General features: G+C 63.7%; 17 protein-coding genes and 2 tRNA genes. 4 read left to right on the top strand and 15 right to left on the bottom strand.

Features of this window, described 5'->3' with window-relative positions:
• Window positions 1-41: 41 nt before the first annotated feature.
• Window positions 42-2,132, top strand: coding sequence for an ATP-dependent DNA helicase RecG (gene recG, locus V8J38_RS09480; RefSeq protein ID WP_338575271.1), 2,091 nt, complete (start codon window positions 42-44; stop codon window positions 2,130-2,132).
• Between the two features lie 35 nt (window positions 2,133-2,167).
• Here the strand turns inward: recG and V8J38_RS09485 are convergent, their stop codons facing one another.
• The 3 genes from V8J38_RS09485 to V8J38_RS09495 all read right to left on the bottom strand — a co-directional run bounded on the left by V8J38_RS09485 (window position 2,168) and on the right by V8J38_RS09495 (window position 5,267).
• Entirely contained in the window at window positions 2,168-2,740 is a 573-nt protein-coding gene (locus V8J38_RS09485; protein ID WP_312219886.1) for a DUF2497 domain-containing protein, read from the bottom strand.
• A gap of 162 nt (window positions 2,741-2,902) precedes the next feature.
• Window positions 2,903-4,477 carry a TolC family outer membrane protein gene (locus tag V8J38_RS09490; RefSeq protein WP_338575280.1) on the bottom strand — a complete coding sequence of 525 codons (1,575 nt, stop codon included), beginning with the start codon at window positions 4,475-4,477 and terminating at the stop codon, window positions 2,903-2,905.
• 160 nt (window positions 4,478-4,637) lie between these two features.
• Entirely contained in the window at window positions 4,638-5,267 is a 630-nt protein-coding gene (locus tag V8J38_RS09495) for a protein-L-isoaspartate O-methyltransferase family protein (RefSeq protein ID WP_291775808.1), read from the bottom strand.
• 131 nt (window positions 5,268-5,398) lie between these two features.
• Here V8J38_RS09495 and V8J38_RS09500 point away from each other — a divergent pair.
• Window positions 5,399-5,472: transfer RNA gene (locus tag V8J38_RS09500), tRNA-Cys, on the top strand.
• Window positions 5,473-5,527: 55 nt separating this feature from the next.
• Here the strand turns inward: V8J38_RS09500 and V8J38_RS09505 are convergent.
• Window positions 5,528-6,337 carry an RNA methyltransferase gene (locus tag V8J38_RS09505; RefSeq protein WP_338575285.1) on the bottom strand — a complete coding sequence of 270 codons (810 nt, stop codon included), beginning with the start codon at window positions 6,335-6,337 and terminating at the stop codon, window positions 5,528-5,530.
• Between the two features lie 111 nt (window positions 6,338-6,448).
• Between V8J38_RS09505 and V8J38_RS09510 the strand changes: the two genes are divergently transcribed.
• Window positions 6,449-6,523 (top strand) — tRNA-Asn (locus V8J38_RS09510).
• On the opposite strand, the gene V8J38_RS09515 is transcribed toward V8J38_RS09510, so the two are convergent.
• From V8J38_RS09515 to V8J38_RS09535, 5 genes are all read right to left on the bottom strand, one after another.
• A complete protein-coding gene (locus V8J38_RS09515; RefSeq protein ID WP_338575288.1) occupies window positions 6,509-7,150 on the bottom strand; it encodes a zinc ribbon domain-containing protein in 642 nt (213 codons plus the stop codon). The genes V8J38_RS09510 and V8J38_RS09515 overlap by 15 nt on opposite strands.
• On the bottom strand, window positions 7,140-8,321 hold the full coding sequence (locus tag V8J38_RS09520; RefSeq protein WP_338575291.1) for a hypothetical protein: 1,182 nt from the start codon (window positions 8,319-8,321) through the stop codon (window positions 7,140-7,142). Before V8J38_RS09520 ends, V8J38_RS09515 begins: the two co-directional genes overlap by 11 nt.
• A complete protein-coding gene (locus V8J38_RS09525) occupies window positions 8,321-11,260 on the bottom strand; it encodes a TonB-dependent receptor (RefSeq protein ID WP_338575292.1) in 2,940 nt (979 codons plus the stop codon). Before V8J38_RS09525 ends, V8J38_RS09520 begins: the two co-directional genes overlap by 1 nt.
• Before the next feature lie 82 nt (window positions 11,261-11,342).
• The gene (locus V8J38_RS09530; protein ID WP_338575294.1) at window positions 11,343-12,308 is read right to left on the bottom strand and encodes a FecR family protein; all 966 of its coding nucleotides are present in this window, start codon (window positions 12,306-12,308) and stop codon (window positions 11,343-11,345) included.
• Between the two features lie 13 nt (window positions 12,309-12,321).
• Window positions 12,322-12,816, bottom strand: a complete 495-nt coding sequence (locus tag V8J38_RS09535) for an RNA polymerase sigma factor (RefSeq protein ID WP_338575295.1) — start codon at window positions 12,814-12,816, stop codon at window positions 12,322-12,324.
• A gap of 340 nt (window positions 12,817-13,156) precedes the next feature.
• Between V8J38_RS09535 and V8J38_RS09540 the strand changes: the two genes are divergently transcribed.
• Window positions 13,157-13,717 carry a nuclease gene (locus tag V8J38_RS09540; RefSeq protein WP_338575297.1) on the top strand — a complete coding sequence of 187 codons (561 nt, stop codon included), beginning with the start codon at window positions 13,157-13,159 and terminating at the stop codon, window positions 13,715-13,717.
• A gap of 2 nt (window positions 13,718-13,719) precedes the next feature.
• On the opposite strand, the gene V8J38_RS09545 is transcribed toward V8J38_RS09540, so the two are convergent.
• The 6 genes from V8J38_RS09545 to V8J38_RS09570 all read right to left on the bottom strand — a co-directional run bounded on the left by V8J38_RS09545 (window position 13,720) and on the right by V8J38_RS09570 (window position 20,510).
• Window positions 13,720-14,403, bottom strand: a complete 684-nt coding sequence (locus tag V8J38_RS09545) for a hypothetical protein (protein WP_338575299.1) — start codon at window positions 14,401-14,403, stop codon at window positions 13,720-13,722.
• Window positions 14,404-15,266: 863 nt separating this feature from the next.
• A complete protein-coding gene (locus V8J38_RS09550) occupies window positions 15,267-16,142 on the bottom strand; it encodes a hypothetical protein (protein WP_338575302.1) in 876 nt (291 codons plus the stop codon).
• A gap of 132 nt (window positions 16,143-16,274) precedes the next feature.
• Window positions 16,275-17,195 carry a nucleotidyltransferase and HEPN domain-containing protein gene (locus tag V8J38_RS09555; RefSeq protein WP_338575305.1) on the bottom strand — a complete coding sequence of 307 codons (921 nt, stop codon included), beginning with the start codon at window positions 17,193-17,195 and terminating at the stop codon, window positions 16,275-16,277.
• A 1,463-nt stretch (window positions 17,196-18,658) separates the two neighbouring features.
• On the bottom strand, window positions 18,659-19,360 hold the full coding sequence (locus V8J38_RS09560; RefSeq protein WP_253107922.1) for an NYN domain-containing protein: 702 nt from the start codon (window positions 19,358-19,360) through the stop codon (window positions 18,659-18,661).
• Between the two features lie 22 nt (window positions 19,361-19,382).
• The gene (locus tag V8J38_RS09565) at window positions 19,383-19,784 is read right to left on the bottom strand and encodes a hypothetical protein (protein ID WP_338575308.1); all 402 of its coding nucleotides are present in this window, start codon (window positions 19,782-19,784) and stop codon (window positions 19,383-19,385) included.
• A gap of 513 nt (window positions 19,785-20,297) precedes the next feature.
• Window positions 20,298-20,510, bottom strand: a complete 213-nt coding sequence (locus V8J38_RS09570; RefSeq protein ID WP_112999684.1) for a cold-shock protein — start codon at window positions 20,508-20,510, stop codon at window positions 20,298-20,300.
• Window positions 20,511-20,903: the final 393 nt, after the last annotated feature.

The following is a 20,903-nucleotide window of genomic DNA, read 5'->3' on the forward strand; positions in this document are numbered from 1 at the left end:
TAGCGTTCCAGACGCCGCTGCGCCAGCTATGCTGCGTCATCATGAGGCCCGAGATTCTCTTTCCCCTGTTCGCGGAGGTCACCACGCTGAAAGGCGTGGGCCCGCGCAGCGCGCCCCTGGTGCAGAAGGTGGCGGGTCCGCTGGTGCGCGACGTGCTGTTCCTGTCGCCCAGCGGCGTGATCCAGCGCCGCCGAACCACGGCGATGGAGGCCGTCGATGGCGAGATCGGCGTCTTCGAGGTGACGATCGACCGCCTGATCCCGCCGCATAAACACGGCGCGCCGATCAAGGTGCGGGCCATCGACGAGACGGGATTCATCCACCTGATCTGGTTCGCCGGATCGCCGCGCCATATCGAGAGCCTGGCTCCGCGCGGATCGCGGCGGCTGGTGACCGGCAAGGTCGAGCGCTTCAACAGCGAAGTCCAGATCGCCCACCCCGACTACATTCTCCCGCTTGAGAAGGCAGACGAGATTCCGCTGTCCGAGCCGGTCTATCCGGCGACGCAGGGGCTGACATCGCGGCAGATCCGCAAGCTGGCTCAGGGCGCGCTGGCCCTCGCGCCCGAGCTGCCCGAATGGCAGGAGCCGAACTGGCTATCGGCGCGGCGATGGAGCGGCTGGCGCGCAGCGCTGGAGGCCCTGCACGCGCCCGCGAACGAAGCCGACCTCGCGCCCGACACGCCGGTGCGCCAGCGCCTGGCCTATGACGAACTGTTCGCGCATCAACTGGCTCTGGCGCGCCGTCGCCGCGCTCGCCAGATCACGCCCGCCGCCCGCATCGCACCGGGCGAGGCGTCGGCGCGGATGCTGGCCGCCCTGCCCTTCGCCCTGACCGGCGCGCAGCAACAGGCCATTGCCGAAATCCGCGCCGATCTGACCTCGGGCGAGCAGATGGGACGGCTGCTGCAAGGCGACGTCGGGTCGGGCAAGACGGCGGTCGCAGCGTTGGCCCTCGCCGATGCGGCCTCCAGCGGCTTTCAGGCGGCCCTGATGGCGCCGACTGAAATCCTGGCGCGCCAGCACCATGACAAGCTGTCGCCCTTGCTAGATCGGGCTGGCGTGTCCAGCCTGCTGCTGACCGGGCGCGACACGGCGGCCGAACGGCGCGGCAAGCTGGCGGCTCTGGCGTCGGGTGAAGCTCAGGTCGCCATCGGCACCCACGCCCTGTTCCAGGACGCGGTGCAGTTCCATCGACTGGCGCTGGCCGTCATCGACGAACAGCACCGTTTCGGCGTGCGGGAACGTCAGCGCTTGCAGGCCAAGGGGGATCCGGCTCTGGGCGGCGTCCACCTGCTGACCATGTCGGCCACGCCGATTCCGCGCACGCTGGAACTGACCCAATATGGCGAGCTGGAGGTCAGCCGCCTGATGGAGAAACCGCCGGGCCGCACGCCCGTCACCACGGCCGTCCTGCCGCTGGCGCGCATCGGCGAGGTGGCGAAACGACTGAAGGCGGCGGTCGAGGCTGGCGCCCAGGCCTATTGGATCTGTCCTCTGGTGGCGGAATCCGAGGCCATCGACCTGGCCGCCGCCGAGGACCGTGCCGAGGACCTGCGCAAGCTGCTGGGAACCGAGGTCGGTCTCGCTCACGGCCAGATGCCGGGCGCCGAGCGCGAAGCGGTGATGGCCGAGTTTGCGGCAGGCCGCCTGCCCGTTCTGGTCGCCACGACCGTGGTCGAAGTCGGTGTGGACGTGCCGAACGCCTCCATCATGGTGATCGAACACGCCGACCGCTTCGGTCTGGCCCAGCTTCACCAGTTGCGCGGGCGCGTGGGGCGCGGCGCCAAGGCCAGTTCCTGCATCCTGCTGTATGGCGGCGAGGACGGCGCCCTGGGCGAGACGGCGAAGGAGCGGCTGGAGACCCTGCGCCGCACCGAGGACGGCTTCGTCATCGCCGAAGAGGACTTCCGTCTGCGCGGCGGCGGCGACCCGCTGGGCCTGAAGCAGAGCGGCTTCCCGGCCTATCGCTTCGCCGATCCGATCCGGCATCGGTCGCTGCTGCTGGCGGCGGCGGACGATGCGCGCCTGCTGCTGGGCCGCGATCCCGACCTGACCAGCGAGCGCGGCCAGGCCGTGCGCCTGCTGGAAGCCCTGTTCGACTGGAAAAACGAACGCCCCTCAGCGGACTGAGGGGCGTCGTAAATCTCGGCGATGTCCTGAAGCGATCAGCCTGCGTTGCGGGCGATGCGTTCGACTTCCTTGCGGACCTGCGCCTCGACGATGGCGGGCAGGTTGGCGTCCAGCCAATCCTTCAGCATCGGGCGCAGCATTTCTCGGACCATGGCTTCGACCGTATTGCCGCTCATGAAGTTCATGTCGGCGGCCGAAGCGATCGGCGCAGGTTCAGGCTTCTGGAAGCTGGCGGCCAGGCCCGCGAAGGCCGAAGCAGCGCTGGCGGCGGCGGTTTCGCCGACCAGGGTTTCGACCTCTGCCGCAGCGACTACGGGCTGCGGCGCGGCTGGCGCGGCCTCGGTCGGGAACGGCGCAGCGTCCGCCACATCCAGGTCGCCGATGGCTTCGGCGGCCGGCGCCTCATAGGGTTCGGTCAGTTCCAGCACTTCGTCCTCGACCGGAGCGGGCTCCGGCTCGGTGACGACGGGCTCTGGTTCCGGAGCCGGCTCGGGCGTCGCCTCCGCCGCCGGGGCGGTTTCGACCGGAGCGTCGTCTTCGGAGATGATCCGGCGAATCGACGCCAGAATCTCTTCCATCGTCGGTTCCTGGGCGGCTTGTTCGGTCATGTCGGAACCTCAACCTGGGTCGCTCGAACGGGGACGATCGCCAACCGATGCGGACTAAGGCAGGCGACGATGGGGACCGAGCCGCAAGACTCGCCTCCCCCTTCGAATCCTGTCGTCGCATCAACGCCCGTCGGAATCAACGGACGTTTTGTCGTTCGACCATCAGCCCTGGGGAGCAGTGCGAACCACTTCGCCCTTCAGCTGGCGGTCGACCGGGGCGTCCTCGACATCGACGGCGGGCGTCGTCGCCGGGGCGGCGATGCGGTCGATGGCTTCGATTACGCCATCCCAGGGCAAGGCGCCGCGGTTCCGCACGGCGCGATAATTGTCCGACGGGTCGTAGGCGTCGATCGTCGGGTCCAGGTTGGGGCCGCCCAGACGGCCCATGGCGGCCAGAAGCTGGGCCTGAGCGACATATTCATTGCGACGTGCGCTGGTCAGGGCGACCTCCGCGTTCCGCAGCTCCAGTTCCTGGTTCAGCACGTCCAGGGTGGTGCGCAGGCCCACCTGGGCTTCCTGACGAACGCCCTCGGCGGCCACCGAGGCGGCGCGCACCGCCTGTTCGCCCGCCAGGACGCTGGAACGCGCCGAAGCGCTCTGAGCATAGGCTGAACTGACCGACTGCAGCACCGCGCGACGCTCGCCTTCGACATTGATCTGGGCGGCGTTGGCGCGCTCAAGCGCCTGGGCCACCCGCGAACGGTTCAGGCCGCCCGTGAACAGCGGCACGGACACCGTAGCCCCGGCCGTAAAGCTGGTGCGGTCGCCCAGGTCGAAGCCCGACAGGTCATTGGCCGTCCCGCCATAGGAGGCGTTCAGGCGCGCCGAAGGCAGATATTCCGACCTCGCCGCCGCCACATTGGCCTCAGCCGCGCGCTGGGCATGGATGGCGGACAGTACGCCGGGATTCTCGGCCAGTCCGACGTCCATCGCGCCGTCAAAGTCGGTCGGCAGACCGGGCAGCGTCGGCAGCGTCTGCAGATTGGACGGCGCCTGTCCCACAACGGCGGCATAGGCCGCGCGCGAAACCGACAGCTGCGCCTGAGCGCTGGCCAGGTCGGATTCGGATTGCGCCAGACGCGCTTCGGACTGGGCGACGTCGGTGCGAGTGATCTCGCCGACCTCGAAACGGGCGTTCGATTCGTCCAGTTGCCGCCGGAGGACCGCCAGGTTCTCCTGACGGATACGCAGGATCTCAAGATCGCGGGTGACGTCGGCATAGGCCTGGATGACCGACACCATCACCTGTTGCTCGACGTCGCGCAGGTTCTCGCGGCCCGCCAGGACATTGGCCTCGGCGGCGGAAATGCCGTGCGATACGCGGCCAGCGGTCCAGATGTTCTGGCTCAGGCTGACGCTGGCGGTGGCGCCGTCGCTTTCGATCGTGCCGCCCGTGGTGCTGCTGCTGCCCGGCAGCGTGCCGGTCGCATCGGGCACGCCGTCGCCGTCGGTGTCGATGGGAAAGGTCTGACCGGGGATCGTCGTGGTGACGCGATCACTGCGCGTGCGGCTGTAGTCGACGCCCGCCGAAGCATTGATCGTCGGACGCAGACCGGCCCGAGCCTGGACGATGCTCTCGTCGAGGGCGCGTTGGTTCGCCCGCTGCGCCAGCAGGGTCGGATTGGTGCGATAGGCAAGGCCGATGGCTTCCTGCAGCGACTCGGCAAGGACCGACGTCGCCCCCATCGTCAATGCGACCAGTGCGACCGAAGCGAGCGCGCGCGAGCGTTTCAACATGAACCTGTCCCTGCCTGACGCCCCCATCCGGCGCGCCTGTACTGCCTTGTACCGGCGTAGTTGGGGGCTATGCGCCCCCGACGCCAGTTAAGTTTTTTTCACGCAGCGCGACGCCCCTTCCGTCGCACCGCTGAACGCCTTTTACGGCGCGAACGTCAGCCTAGAGCGCGAACGCGGGGGCCGGAACCATTTCCGCCAGCAGGTCCGGCGCCGCGTCGAACAGCTCGCGCCGCGAAACGCCTTCGCGCCCGCGTACATAGAGCACCGCCGTGCCGCTGGCGCCTTCACGCTCCACCACGGCCAGACGGCCGCCGGGACGCAGAGCCGCAATCCACGATTCGGGGCGCTCGATCACCGCTCCCTCGCTGATGATCAGGTCATAGCCTTCGCCGTGCGGCTGGCCCAGCGGCGCCACGACGGTCTCGACCCCGGCCTCGGCCAGAGCGGCGCCGACCACGTCGAACACGGCTGCATCCGATTCCTGCGCCGTCACGGTCAGCCCCATGTGCGCCAGCACGGCCGCAGCGTAAGGCGCGGCGATCGCCAGAGCCTTCTCACCGGCGCGAGCGTCCAATCCCTGCAGCAGCTTGGCCACATCACGCGGCAACATCAGGCGGCGGCCGCCGGCGATTTCCGGCTCGACGTCGGCATAGGCCGAGAAGGCGCGGTCGGCGGCGCAGAATCGCTCGCGCTCCACGGCGCCGATGGCGGCGTGCAGCTGACGGTCGGTGACGTCGTTCACGCGGACCTGCGAGTCCAGCATCACCTTGCGGGCGGCGGCGAAATCCATAATCCGAAGTCCTTCAGGTCGGCTCAGGCGAAGAAATGTGACGCGCTTATAGGTCCGTGCGTTGCAGCGGACAATCCGATCTGATAGCTGACGGCCCTCGCGATGGCGGGGCCTCTGAAATACGGGGTCGCGGCCTGATGGCGGAGTGGTGACGCAGAGGACTGCAAATCCTTGCACCCGGGTTCGATTCCCGGTCAGGCCTCCATCGCGATGAAACATCGAGAAAGCCGCTCTTCGGGGCGGCTTTCTTGCTTTCAGCCCTACTCCTGCCTCCTCGTCGTCACGTGATGCAGCGCCACGGCGCTGGTCGCCGCCACGTTCAGCGAATCAAACCCTCCCGCCATAGGGATGCCGACGGGACGACAGCGCGCGATGATCTCGCGCGGCAACCCCGGCCCCTCGCTGCCCAACAGGATCGCCGTGCGGCGCGCCGGCTTCATGTCCGCCAGCGCCTGATCCGCCGACGGCGTCAGGGCCAACACCTCGAATCCCCTGCCCTGCAGCAGGTCGATCATCGCCTCGGCGTCCAGCCCTGCCGCCATAGGCGTTCGCAGGACCGCGCCGACCGAAACCCGGATCGCCTTGCGGTAGAAGGGGTCGCAGCAGGTTCGATCCAGGAACACCGCCGCCGCTCCGAAGGCGGCGGCGTTGCGGAACAGGCCGCCCATATTGTCATGGTTGCCGACCCCGGACGCCACAACCGCCACGGCGCGCTCGGACAAACTGTCCAACAAGACGTCTGGCGCTACCGGTTCCGGCTTGCGCCCCAGGGCGAGGATGCCCCGGTGCAGATCGAACCCAGCCACCGCGTTCAGCACGTCCTGAGGCGCCGCATGGACCGGCACATCGTCCGGCAGGCGCTCCAGCACCTGCCTCAACCCCGCCAATCGCTTCTCCGCGATGAGAACGGACACCGGCGCGCAGCGTGACGCCTCGGACGCCAGGACGCGCAGCACCACCTCACCCTCGGCGACGAACAGCCCCTGCCGCCCCGTCAGGTCGCGCTCCTTCACATCGCGAAAGGCGGCGATGCGCGGGTCATCAGGATGAAGAACAGGAATGGGCGTCATGCCGAACCTTGTAGCGCAGGGCTTTCCGAAAAAATTTGGCGATTTCTGCCTTTTACCGGTTGCATGAATCGAAATGGCGCTGCTATACGCCGGCCTCCCCCGAGGGGATGTTCCGCGGTAGCTCAGTGGTAGAGCAGCCGACTGTTAATCGGCTGGTCGTAGGTTCGAATCCTACCCGCGGAGCCATTTCTCATTTTCGGGCAAATCGCCCGTTTCCCCCTTCTCTGGGAGGGTGGATTGGGCGATGGTTTCCGACAACAAATCAAATGGTTGACGGAACTTTGCCGTAAGCTCTCCATGGGCCCAGGAGCAGTTCGAAAGTACGAGATTCAGCACCCTTCGCTTCTCTGAAGCGGAGGCCCGCTCGAAGAGATCGTGTGCTTCCCGTCCGAGACGGATCAGCGCAATCCCGTTATCGATATACTCGTCATCAGCGCTATGGTGCCGCTCAATGTCCTTCAGGCAACGATCCCGCTCCTCGCGCCATACGATTTGCATCCGGCGATAGAAGTCGTCGGAGATCACCCCGTCGAGTTTGTCTTCGTACATTCGCTCGATGCGAGCCTGTAGCCGATCGGCCTCGCCGCGGAGCCGCTCAATCGCCGCCCTACGCTCGCGGGTTTCATCCTGGAGACTTTCGCGCAAGGCGCGTTGGATCAGTTCAAAAGCAGCATCATCGAATCGCAGTTGCCGCAACAGTCCGGCGAATCGCTGCTCCAGCACCTCCTCGCGGACATACGGTTCGCCGCATTTTCCTTTGAAGCCCGTGCAGTGGTAATAAATGTATCGCTGCTTTTTGATCTCAGCGACCATCGCGCAACCACAATGACCGCACGTCATCATGCCGGTGAACGGAAAGTCGTTTACGCTGGCGCGAATGTTGGCCGCCTTGCGCCCATCTAGGACATCCTGGACCGCGCCCCAAAGGTCCTCGGAAACCAACGTCCGACATGAACCGAGACATCGATCCGTCGCGATCGACACGCAGCAGGCCGCCTTGCTCCCATGCGGCGCCGTCCGCCCGCCCCCACACCAGGATCGCGTCAGAACGGCTCGTCCACCTCAGAAGATGCAGGGCGATGTCTTGGGTCGGGGCGGCGATAACCGAACCAGACGCCGCGTCCAGCAGACGCAGACGCGTCCGGTGTTTCATCTCATAAGCCCGCACGGGTCCCGTACCGATGGGGATCCCCTCCCCCGAAACCAGCAGCGCAATCGTTGTTCCGTCTGGGGCCGCAGACATATCAAGGATGGACGCCTCAGCGACCTGGCGAATCTCGCCAGAGAGTGCGTCGATCTCCATAAGCCGCTGGGGCGGCTTTTTCTTCGTCGTGGCGGCGATTCCGCCAAAGGTGTCGATGCGCGTGGCGGAAGAAACCCTGCCCTCGGCGGCGTCGCGCCATAGCCGTCGAGTTGAAGCCTGACTGGCGCCGTCGCGCTCGAGCATCCAGGGCATGGCGCCGACAGGACGGGTGGTCAGGAGCAGCCGGTTGTCGTCTCGCCATTCCGCCCCGCTGCCGGTAAGCGGCATGTCAGGGGTCAGGCCGGTCCAGCGGACGGTGCGGGTTTTCACGTTAAGGACGCCGGCTTCCATGCGATGTGCGCCGACCCGATAGACGAGAAGCCAAGCGCCGGAAGGCGACCAAGGCCCCAGCACCAAGCCTTCTTCCTGGGTGGTATGGATAAACCGCATGGGTTCGTCTGCGCGGTGAAGATCGAGGAAGAACAAATCCGTAGCAGCCCATACGGACCGATGGCCTCGATCGAAACGCGGGGCGCTGTCAAAGGCGCGTCTGCGCTCATAGACGAGCCAATGACCATCCGGCGAAAGCGAGACGTCGCCGAAGGACTCCATGCCCAGGACATCGTCGATCGTCAGCGAGAGTTCCTGGGCGATCGTCGGCGTAATCGGCAGAGCGCTCGCTAACGCGAAGGCCCACCCCGCCCGGATCCACCGGACGAAGCCCGCCGAGCGGCTCCACATCACCAGCGCTGCGTCAACTGCAGCGAGACGACCCGGCCGAACAGGTTGGCCTGTCCAGCGTCGAAGCCGTAACCCGTTCGACCATCATGGAAGGGCGGATCGGCGTCAAAGACGTTCTGAATTCCGAGCGACGCGCGAAGACCGTCGAGTGAGCCGTTGACCGGCTTCCAGGTCAGTCTGACATCTGCCGTGTTCCAGGCGTCGATCCGCCGGCCGTCCTGATCGGCGTAATCCGAAACGTGGATCCAGTGAGCGTTCAAGGTCCAATCGCCCCGCGACCAGGCAAAGCCGGCCCGGCTTCTCAGGGAAACGGGGTAGCCGACCTGATCGAGCAAGCTCTGAACAGGCGATGCGGAGGTCATCCGACTGTCATAGTCCAGAAGCCATGACGCCGACGCATCCCATCGCAAGGCATGGTCGCCGAAACGCATGGGATAGGCGGCCTGAAGATCAAGGCCGCGGACCGCCACCGATGCCGTGTTGATCCATCGACCGTCGATAATCGCCCCATAGGTGGTCGGCGGGAACAGGCTGCCGGCGCCGAAGCCCGGCGCGGTGGTGTAGCTGCGAACAAGCGCCAGATCGGCAGCGTCGTTGGCCGGATCCACCCGTCGAACAAAGGGCGACAAGGCGGGATCGATGAGGACGTTGGCCAGATTTCCGGTTGTCGGCCGGGCGATCTGATTGTCGAACCGCGTATCGAAGTAACTCGCGCTCAACACCAGGCCGCTGGGGGGATTGTAGTTGAAGCCCAGGGTCCAGGTTTCAGCGGTTTCAGGGGTGAGATCGGGATTGCCGCCCGAAAGATAGATGGAAAGCATACGTGTTCCATCAGGTCGTGGAACGAGCGAGGCGCCGGCGCTGGAGGCGTCGTTCAGCTGGGTGAGGCCCGGGGCGCGGAAGGATGTGCCCCACGACCCCCTCAGCGTCAGATCAGGCATGGGCGACCAGATCGCGCCGACTTTGGGGTTCGACGTGCGCCCAAAGTCTTCGTAGTCCTCGATGCGTCCGGCGACCGACACTTCAAGCGCCCAAACGCCCGGCCGTGCGTTGTCGGGTCCGAACAAGGGAATGCGCGCCTCGCCGAAGACGGCGGAGATCAGACGGTCGTGACCCGGCGTGAAACGTGCGACGGGCTCGAGGGTCGACAGGAACGTCGTCGACTGGGTCTTGAAGCGCTCGCTTCGCAACTGGGCGCCCACGGCGATATCAAGCGCGCCGCCGGGCAGGGTCAGCGGCGTTCCGCTCAGCAGCAGATTGACGGAACTGGCCGCGCTGCGGTCCAGATTGCTGGAATAGCCCGCGCTGATGAAATCCAGGACGCGAGGGGCGTTCGCGGCGCCCGCGCCGAACGGATTGAAGAAGCCGTCGACCGAGGTCGAATAGTCGGTTTCCGGATCGTCCGGCGTGTTCCCAAGCGCTTCTTGAAGGAACTGGGTGTTGATCTGTCCTCGGATGGCCGCTTCGCCGCGTTCTTCGGCATGCGCCAGGTACCCATCGAGTGACCAGCCTGAACCGAGGTCGAACACGGCGCCCGCAGTGAGCCCGAGACTACGAGACGATCCCACCTGCCGCGACGGGCCCAGGTCGCCCGAGAAGGAATAGGCGAGAAGGTGGGAATCCGCGCCCGTCGGGGAAACGAAGAAGGGGTTGGCGCGCGTCACCGTGAAGACGCTGGCGCCGGGAACATTGGCGAACTCATAGGCGCGGCGGCTGAAGCGCACGTCGGCCGAAAGATCCAAGCGTTCGCCGGCGGACTGCCGGATTCGCCCATAGGCGCTGTGCCTTTCCACTTGCGGAATGAGGTCCACCCCCAGAGAGTTCGACTGCAGGTTTGTTTCGCCTGCTGCAAAGTCGGTCGGCGCGATCGCCGAGCTCGACGGCCCGGGACGGATCGCGAATTGCGAGACGTAGCTCGCGCTCGCTGCGTCGTATGCGACGATGTTGCCGGGCGCACTGAAAAGCGACCGCCAATCCGACCCGCCGAAGGGACGAAGGTCCCCGTCGAGCGTATAGGGCCGGTCGCGCGAGTTGACGGCGTTCTGGTGCTGGTACTCATACGATAGCAAGGCGCTGCCGCTCGACCAGGAACCTCCGGCGATATGCGAGGCCTGGACGGTTTCCATGCCGCCCTGGGCGGCGGACAGCCGCACCGCGCTTTCCTGACCGTCGAAGGACCGCCGCATGATGATGTTCACCACGCCGCCGACAGCGTCCGAGCCATAAAGAGCCGATGCGCCGTCGAGAAGGATGTCCACGCGCTCTACAGCGGCGGAGGGCAGCGCCGAAACATCGGCGAATTCGCCCCTGAACCCCGTGCCGGCCAACCGACGGCCGTTGACCAGGACGAGCGTGGCGTCGGCGCCCAGACCTCGCAGATTGATTCCCGTCGCGACCACCCCGTTCGAGCCGCCGCGATCCGCGCCGGTCAACAGCGCGCCGGGCGTTCCGCTGCCGGCGTAGTTCTGCGGCAGGTCCGTAAGCGCTTCCGCGACGGTGCCCCGCCCGCGGCTGTCGAGCTCATCCCGCTCCATGATCTGCACCGGCGACGCCAGTTCGCCGGAAGAACGCAGCAGGGTGCCCGTCACCACCACCTCGTCCAGGACGGTGACTTCGTCGGTTGTCGCTGGAGCCGCCCTCTGCACCACGAAGACGCCGGGCCGCCTCTGGGACCAGATCAGGCCGCTGTCGAGCAGCAGGCGGCTCAGAGCCGCTTCGGGTTCCATCCGTCCGCTGACGCCGGGCGAGCGCCGACCCGCGACAAGATCCGACGAGAAGAATATCTGCTGGTCGGACTGGGCGCCGAAGGCCGTCAGAGCGTCGCGCATCGGTCCTGCGGGTATGTCGAAATCGCGCGCGGACTGGGCGCAGGCGGGCGTCCCGGCGGAGAAGAGGCAGGCGACCGCGGCGACGCCGGATAGAAGACTCGAACGGCTCATAGACAGGTTTCCTCCAACGCCCCCTCTGGCGTCGAAGAAAGAGACCAACGAGACCCCGGCCTACCCCGGAGCCGAAACCCAATTATTTTCCGCGGCGGACCAATCCGACGGATCCGTCCGCCTTGGGAACGGACTTCAGGCCCAAGCCATCTGAGGCTGCCGAGACGAAGGCGTCGCGGTCTCCGACCAGGAAGACGCCGTTGATCGCCACGGTCCGGATGCCGGGATCGTCCAGCTCGATCTTGTCTGTCAGATAGCGGTTCATCTCGGAGACGGCCTGCTCCAGCGGGATGTCGGAGAAGATTAGCCGTCCAGAGGTCCAACTGGTCTCGGCGGCGACGTCGACCGCTCGGGTCGAGATCGCGCGGCCCGAGACCCTGGTCTGCTGGCCTGCCGCCATGCGGCGCTCGCCGGTCGCCATCTCCGGCGCCGCGACGTCGATCACCCCCGAGACGAGCGTCACGCTGACCACCTCCCCTGCCCTGCGGACGTCGAACACCGTGCCCACTGCGGTGACGCGCGCATCGCCCGCATAGACGACGAAGGGCCGCTCGGGCGCCGGCGCCACATCAAAAAGCGCCTGGCCATGATCAAGATCGATCCGCCGCTCCCCATTCGTGAACCGCACCCGGATGCGGGAATCGGTGTCCAGATTGACCTTGGAGCCGTCGGCGAGCCGGATCACGCGCTGCTCGCCGACATCGGTCGCAAACGCGCCCCGTCCGCTCCACAGCCACGCTCCTGCGATGAGGAGCAAGGCGGTCGCGCCCGCCAGCCCCCCGATCAGAACGGACCGTCTGCCCAAGCCGCTGCGGCGGGCGCGATGACGCGCGCCGTCGAGCGCCTCCGCGATGGCCGGATCGGAGCCCAGGCCCTGGCTTTCGCGCCAGACGCGATCGACGCGACGATAGGCGTCCGCGTTGCCGGGTTTTGACCGCCATTCGAAAAACTCCTCGATGGCGCCGGAGTCGATGGAGGTCGCGCCGAAGCGAGCATGCCACGCGACCGCTTCCTCTTCCGCCTTCTCAACCCTGTTCGGGTTGGTCATGTCGCGCCTCATTCTAGCGCCGGAGTTGGGCGGCGCAGTGGGCCAGGGCCCGCGTCATGCGCCATTCGACGGTCTTGGGAGAAATGCCCAGCCTGTCTGCGATCTGGGCGTTTGTCAGACCGTCGATACGCGACAGTAAAAAGACATCCCGAAGAGATTCTGGCAAGCCGAGCACGATCTGAATGAGCATGACCCGGTCGGTCTGGTCGGCGTCGATGCAGTCGCGGACCGCCGCCCCGGCCTCCGCCCTCAACGCCAGTTCGCGCCGCCGCCGCCGCGTCGACGCCAGGTTTGTCGCGATTCTCAGAAGGAAGGCTTTCGGGTGACGGACATCCGAAAACGAGACCGCCGAAGCCAGGCGCAGCCAGGTTTCCTGAGCCAGATCCTCAATGTCTTGATCGCCGAAGCGGCGCTCGAGCGATCGAGCCAGCCACCGCTCGTTCTCGCGATAGAGAATGGACAGTTCGCCGCCGCCTTCGCCTTCCATCCGTCTGCTTTGATCCGACACGGGCCCGCCTCCTTTCGCAAAGAGGCGGGCCCGGCCGAAGCACCGGGTGTTGAGAACATGCTCAAACACATGCGCTGACGTCTTTAGCTCCCGAGGAAGCCTGGACATGCACGCCGGCCACCCGTCGCCACGGAGCGCGAGGTGGTGATTTCAGGATCTGCTCAAGCGAGGTTCTCACGCCTCGGCGTCAAATCAGACGCAGCCCAAGCCTGATTCATCCGTGTTCACTTGGCAAGGCGCATTATGCGGCGGGCCGGCCTGCGCCGTTGACGCCGCGTTGCCGCGACCAGGCCTGCAGAGGATCAACCCTCTCTCAACACGGTCTGGGCAGGTTGTCTTGATGCCTGATTCCCATCCTCGCCGTAGTCGCCGACCGGCCCGCCTCCTTCGTGCAGACCGTCGGCGCCGTCCGAACCTGAGGTTCGCGGCGCTTGTTGCGGGCGCTGCAGCGGCGGCGTTTGCGGCGGCCTATTCGTGGCCGCTCGACGACGAACTGAACCGCCTCGTCCCCACGCTCGAGAAGATGCTGAGCCATAGGGAAGCCCCCGCTCCTGCTGACCGCTTCCTTTGCGAAGTCGCCTATGTGAACGACGGCGACACCCTGCGCTGCAGGGACGGGACACGCGTTCGCCTCCACGCCGTCGCCGCCAGGGAGACCGACGAGACCTGCTCGCCGGGACACCCCTGCCCCGCCGCGTCGGCGGCTTCAGCGACGGCCGAACTGCGCCGCCTGGCCGCCGACCGGACGATCAGCTGCGAGCGGATCGGCCAGAGCTACAACCGCGTCACCGCCATCTGCTGGACCCCGGCGCAGGTCGAGATCAACTGCGCCATGATCCGCAGCGGCACGACCCTGGTGTGGACGAAGTTCGACCGCCAGCGCCCGCTATGCCGCGCCTGACGTCAACGCCGCATCGCCTTCTCGTGCACCCAGCCCTCGTTCATCAGGACCACGGCCGCCTTGCCTTCCAGCGTTTCGGCGTTGTCGCGCGCCAGCTGCGGGAAGGTCTCCTGCATCGGCTTCGATTTGGCCCATTCCGGCATGTTCCTGAGCCGCCAAGTGTAGTCGACCTGGGACACCGTCATGCCCATCATCTCGCCCGGCTCGGTGAAGCGGACGATCTCCTTCACGGCGGGCTCGCCGTAACAGAAGCCCGGCTGCGAGCTCCAGAACCCACCCTCTCCCCGCGGTTTGAACGCCTTCTCGCCCTCGGGCGTCAGCGTATAGGCGACGACCGCCAGCTTGGGTTGCGGTCCGGCGAAGTAGCCGCTCTGAGTGATCTCAGCCGGCTCGCCCTTCAGAAGACCGGCCGCAGCCATGACCTCAAAGGGCGCCGCCGCCTTCTTCTGGTTCTCCAGTCGCATCGGATGGTTGCTGACGGCCGCCTCGACATAGAGGGGGAAGACCCCGGCGTCGGCGGGGCGATCCGCGGCGCGCACGCTGCCGGACGGCAACGACAGACAGGGCGGGTTCTTGCTGATCCAGTCGTTGATGGCCGTCTCGAAATTCTTCTTGTCGGCGGCCTTGGGGTTGGAGCACCCGGCGACCAGGGCAGCGACGGCGGCAAGAACGACGACGGATCTCATGACAGCTTTCCCTTCAGCGCCCCGAGGGCGACCAACAGCGACGCCGCCCATAGCAGACCACGTCACAAAGCATAGCTTATAGTCCAATGCCGCGAGGATTCCGACGTTTCCCGAACGGCATGATCCGGCGGTGGCCCGCAAACCATTGTCGGATCGGCTATCTAAAGTAGACGGAGGAAAGTTTTCAGCAACCAGACCATAGCGATTTTATTGAAAGAAAAACCCGATCCTACTTTTAAACAAGCAAGCTGGAGACAAATGCTTTCGTACTCAGTTCGGTTCGGCAAAAAGTGATTGTTTCGGGAAACCCGTCTAGCCCGACAACCCTGACCGCTCCTGGTGAGCGAGCGTGCATGCGGACCAGTGTCACCGTGCAGAGATCCTCTGGAACGAAAGCCTCGTGGTAGTCATGGCGGTCCACCCGATACGTATCGCCAGGTTGCATTGTCGTTTCACTCAATATGCTAGTCTGAACGCGCTGCGCGGTCCTGCGAAGGATGTTCGACGTCATCGAACTGTAGCGATCCCCTCCGTACCCAACCTCATAAAGGGGGCTTCCGCCCGCAGGCACAGGCTGCACATCGTAGAGAATGTTTGTGATGCTACCTTGGAGGATCCAGCTATCCACGTGTCGATCGTGAGTATGAACGAAGGCTGGCATTCCAGTGACAGCACGGGGGCCTTTCGGCCAGAAGTGTAAGCGCCACTCCTCTTCCTCTGTTCGGCTTAGGAGCACGACATGGAAGCCATGTGGATGAAGAAGTGCACTGGAGTTCTTGCAAATAAGCCAAGCCTTTAGCTCGGTCAAAAGGACATGCGCAGGCGTTAATCCAACCCGCTTGGGCGTCAAGGATATAGAAGTTTCAGCGGGCATACGGCGATGGTTTCGAGAGGCTCAACTTCGCTGCATCCTCTAAATCCATAACCTCTTTATCATCGAAAATTGAGGTGATGGCTGTGGGAAAAGTCCCGTCCGTCAGGTTTTCAACTCGATCCGCTTCCGCGCAGATCCAATCGAGTTCGGTCGAGAAGGCGGAGTAGTCGCGATCGGCTTTCCGATACCGCATCGCGATATCTTTAGGATCCTCACGCGTCACCAATAGCTCATCGAGGGTTCCCTCAATCCTAAAGGTTGACAGGCGCGTACTTAAAAAAAGCTCGATGTCTATGAGATCAGGATTTTCTTGGGAGGCTTGAATTAGAGATAGTATGGTCGCAAGCACTTCCGTTCGTACGTAATCGGTACTCCAAAGGCATTTATCGAAGGATGAGTTGCGTCGGAAGTTTGCATAGCGATTGCAAACTTCCGCGTCACGCAGGTCCAGCAATACAATCCTCATACGCATTTTGCGCCGAGAACGACGCGCTTGCTCAACAAGAGTCGGCATTATTTTTGACCGAAAATAACGACCCGTCCTAACAAATACACTATACTCACTAGCAGACGCAGCAATATTTGCAAGCGCCCCTTCAATATCTTGAGGCAGAACTGCAGATTTGGTGGCTAGATCGTTTGGGTCTACAAACAGGTAGGTTATAAAAAAGGCAGATATCAGAGCAAATGCACCACTAGCCACGACCGATGTAAGTAAATTGCTAAAAGCATTCCATATTGGAGTCGGCGGCGCTAGGGCCGAAACCAAGAATATGATGCAAATCGAAACAAATAAAATGAATAGCGTTATAAAGAGAAACAATTTCTTCTGGAAGGGTGAACTCAAGATACCAGAAATTTGCATTCTTAACGATCCCCATCGCTATTCACAATCTATTCCCTCATAACCAGATCCTGGCTTCATTGGAAATTCAAAGCGAAATTCGATTGCTCAACAATCGACTATTGAACTGCAAACAACTCAAGCAAGATAGACCTAGCCGGATGCTCCGGCGATGTCGATTAATTTGCCGATTCTCTCTTCGCTAACCTCGACGACTAGGTCACGAAGCCGAAGCACTCCTACTAGCAACTGCGCCAAATCGGCGGCATCGACAGTGTATTGGTCCGAGTATCGAGCCTCGACGTATGCGCGTTTCAGCAACTCAAAACGGCGACGATCGGCGCGTTGTTCTCTTGGCCAAGCTCCGGCTAGGCGCTTGTCGCTGTCCTCTGCAAGGGAGCGAAGAAACTTGATGTTGTGAGAGCGCGGGAAATAAAAGGTATGCGTAAGAAGGAAGCAGGCATACGCGCGCTCTGTTGCTTGATGCAGCAAAAATGCCGCATCGTTTTTATTGCCTTGACTAAGAGCATATTTAGATAGAGCCAAAGCGCTATCGATTTTTTCTCGCCACTTTGCTAGGTGACCGTGAGCCACCTCGACGGCCTCAGCCGCCGTCATCGGCTGCGGCTGAGCGAACGGATGTCCCGGCAACTCATACAGCACCACCCCATCGCGCAGGATGTCGGTCCAGAAATACTCGCCCCGGGTCAGGGCCTGGTTCACCTCGGCCATGGTGTGGACGATGATGTTGACCGTCCGCCCCACGGCGGGATCGCGCAAGATCTTGTCTTCAGCCACGTACCAGTAGTCGGCTATGTCGGTCAGCTTCTCGTGGCTGACGATCACCAGCAGATCGAAATCGGACAGATAGCCGTTGTCGGGTTCATCGACCCAATCGTTGCGGGCGTAGGATCCGAACAGGATGATCTTCAGCACCCGCCCGTCGCGCCGCCAGGACTGGGTGCCCCCTCCCCCGCTTTTGATCGCCGCGTCGAACTCGGTCAGCAGGGTCGTGCGGACGCGCTCCAGTTCGCGCTGCTGCTTGGCCGGAAGGTGATCCAAATCAGCGCGCATGGAGCCGCCCGCCGTGCGCCCGCAGGGCCCCCGAATCCATCGTCATGCCTGCCGCCTTCGTTCGCATCCGCACCCCAAATCACTTCCGCAAAAGCCTACCCCGCCTGCCCGCCAAGCGCCACAATGAGGGGTGGTGTCCGCCGGACAGTTGAGAACACGAGAGCTCGTGCGCCGTCGCCTTTAGCTTGCGCCTGGACATAGCAACGGCCAGCCGGGGGACGCGGCGACTGTCGCCGGTTGAGCCGCGTGTGGCAAGCCGATTGGGCAGGCGCCAGGTGTGCGGCGCGTTCCGACGGCGAGCCGATCGAGCTTGGGCTTGACCTCCGGGCTAGCGCGGATCGTCATGGGGGGCTCACGCCATAGCGAAGCCTCCTGTAACCTGTGTATGCGCCATGGCACACGGCTTGGGGGCACGACGCGAACGGTCATCGCCGGCCGCGGCCTGGAGGTATCCTTGTCGGCCTAGGGTCCGCAATGAAGCGCCCGGGATCGGTCTGACAACGGCCACTGGGGTCGGGTCCGCGCCAGCAGCGGTCATTGGCTCCAAGGCCAACAAGAGACTTATTGAAAGCCATGGCACCCAGCGCTTCCAGGCACGTCCACTGATGCAGGCGCCGAAGCGCCTTTTCCAGCACGACGTCGTTGCGTTGGACGTGAAGTGCCGCCTCAAACGCGCTTTCCGTATCGACAGTCTGGCGCCAATGTTCCGCGCATTTCTCGCGTAGCTGTCGCCAAGTCGCCTTGTTTTTCAGTCCATAGATTTCGGACTGGGTGTAACCTTCTCTGATGAGAGCCTTTCGCACTTCACTCGGAATGCGAAAGTTTCCGCTTCTGCAAGTTCGAGGGCCCTCTCAATCGCCGGCTTCCTATGCACGAAACCAGTTCCCCTGTGAGGGGAGCCTAAACGCCGTTCATCTAGCGTAGGATGCCCTCGAGGCGTCGTTCAGGCAGCTAGCTAACGCCCTGCTAGAATAGGTGAACGGTCCAGGCGGCCCCTCCAACGCATGACACGCTCAGAACGAGGAGGGTGATCTCAAAGGGCGACAGCCTCCAGATGGAGGGCCCGCGACGGGTTTTTGCAGACATGGCGGCCTCATGGTTTCCAGAATGATCTTGAGAGCCGCCTCGGCTGCGCCCGTGACGGGAAGCGGTTGGCCATAAAGGCCTCGCCAAAGCGCATCTAGCGTCTGATCTTCTTTTCCTAAGGGCTCCATCAGCGACCCTTGCACGGAACTGACCCAGCGGCCCGATCAATTGGCGCGCTTATCGAACAATGCTCGTTTTTGTCTGTGGCGCTTGAGCCCAGTGCTTTTGACCAACCTCAATCCCTGAACTGGAGACCACCATGCTCTACGCACGTCGATTGCAAGGCCGCCTCGGCGTGGCCGTTGATGGAGGCATCGGCGTCGATTGGAGAACGCGGACATGAATCGCAGACATATCGCTGCGCATCGCCGCTCCTGTCAGGCCAAGTCGCGTATACGCATGACGCCGCTACTGCTGGTCTGTACCTCGAAGCGCCCTGTCCCTCGAATGAGATCGGACAGCTTGGCGTATCCATATGTCCGCTGGTCGAAATCAGGGTAGGCGTTGCGAAGCCGGTTGCCGAGACCGCCCACGGCGACCCACCCGTCTCCGTCCTCGTCCATGTCGGCGATCACAGTGGCGATCAGCCGCGCAGCTTCCGCCGGTCTCCGCTTGCTGTCGCTAGAGCGGCGGACGGTTCTCGAGGGATCGACATCTCCTTCGCCGGGAAGGCTCAGATTCTCGGTATAGATGAAGCGGGTGCAGGCCTGACGGAAACTCTCGGGCGTCTTCTGCTCTCCGAAGCCATAGACATCGACGCCCTCTTCGCGAATGCGTGATGCAAGGCGGGTGAAGTCAGCGTCCGACGAGACCAGGCAAAAGCCGTCGAACCGGCCGGAATGCAGGAGATCCATGGCGTCGATGACCAGCGCGATGTCGCCCGAGTTCTTGCCCTTGGTGTTGGCGAAATTCTGCTGGGGCTGAATGGCGAACCGCGCCAACACCTTCGTCCAGCCGGCAATCTGCGGACTGGCGAAATCGCCGTAGATGCGGCGCGCCGATGCTTCGCCTAAAGCGGCGATCTCGGTAAACAGGGCTTCGGCGATCTTCGGAGAGGCGTTCTCGGCGTCGATCAGCACAGCCAGCCGGGGCGCCCGACCTTCAATCGACATGTTGCGTATCGGCCTGCGCCTTGAAGTTGCGGGGGTTGGCGTCGTCTGCCGCCCGCCGGGCGGATAGCCGATCTGGCGAACGCGTTGGGGGAGGCGCGTCCAAAGCCTCGGCGACGTCCGAGAGGAAACGGAACCGCTGATGGGCCGCCAACGCTGGGTCGTCCCCATAGCGCACCGCGCGGCTGTCGACACGGCTCGCCTCGTCTCGAACTCGGTTGATCAAGGCGGCGAGATGCCCCTTGCTTTTGTGATTATCCATAACGACGGCATGGGTTCGCGCTTCCGCCAGTCGTCGTTGCAATGCCGCATCGACATCCTGGCCCAGACCCGATCGCACAGCCATCTGGACAAAATCATAGGCGTACAGTCGCACGAAATTTTCTTCGATCATCGGGAGTCTTTCGAATGCGACGGCAAGGCCGTCTGATGCCCCGACGCAGGCGAGGTCGCCCTTTTCCGGGGCATGCGAGCCGCTTTCATCGCAGGCGCCTTGGGAAGAGCGGAGCGCCTGGCGGCCTCGGCGTCGATCAGCGGAAGAAGCTCAGCCGCCGCCGCGATCTGCGGCGGCAGACCATGCAGAACCAGCCGCTGCGCATTGACGCGCAGGGCCGACAGGTCCGTATCACTCATCAGGGGAAGTTTCTCAGCCAGAGGCGACACAGGCGCGTCCTTCCGCCGGAGGGTCGGGGCGACGCGTCAAGCGCCACCCCTTCAACTGGTTGAAGCCGATCTCAACCCTGACATCATCCCCCAGGACGCTGGTCCTGAGCGGTCGATTAAGGCTGGGAAGGACCGTGATGACATGGCCGTTCTCCAACCTGACCCGGCGTGCTCCCAGAGGAAGCAGGCCAGTCACCACGCCGTCGAACGAGATCCTGTCATCGCGAAAGGAGACGATGTCGCCCTAGGCCGCCACCGCAAGGCGGGCTGCGGATTCTTTACCGCTGCGAGCGTCCAGTTCGACCTCGAAGTCGAGCTTCTGCCCCTCATTAAGAGAGGAAAACTCGGAAGCTTCTATCGCGGAAGCGTGCACGAAGACGTCCTTGCCTCCGTCATCGGGTGCGATAAAGCCGTAACCCTTGATTGAATTATACCATTTTACTGTGCCGGTAGCCATTTTCAGACCTCCATATAGCGTTGGGGGCAGAGAAAACCTCTGAAGCCTGTCGGGTCTGGATGGGATCGGCTTTTGAACCTCTGTGCGTCGTGCAGAAAAGGGCAGCAGCGTTACGCAAGAAGAGCGACAGATTGGATATGGGAGCGGACCATTGTCGACGCAAGGTCAGAAAAATAATAATCGCGCGTAAGTCTGATAATGAAGGCCCGCCGTTGATCAGCGGGCCTGAATTATTTTGACTGTTTCGATCCGACGGACGCCTTGTCGACCAAGTTCTTCACGCTTGGATTGGAAACATTGGTCTTAGGTTTGACCTTCTTCGGCTTTCCCTTGGATTCTTTCATCGTTCTTACCTCTCATATGTCCGGAGACCCTAACAGGCCAAGCCCCGGC

The sequence above is a fragment of the Brevundimonas olei genome (assembly GCF_037055245.1).
GTDB classification, from domain to species: Bacteria; Pseudomonadota; Alphaproteobacteria; order Caulobacterales; family Caulobacteraceae; genus Brevundimonas; species Brevundimonas olei.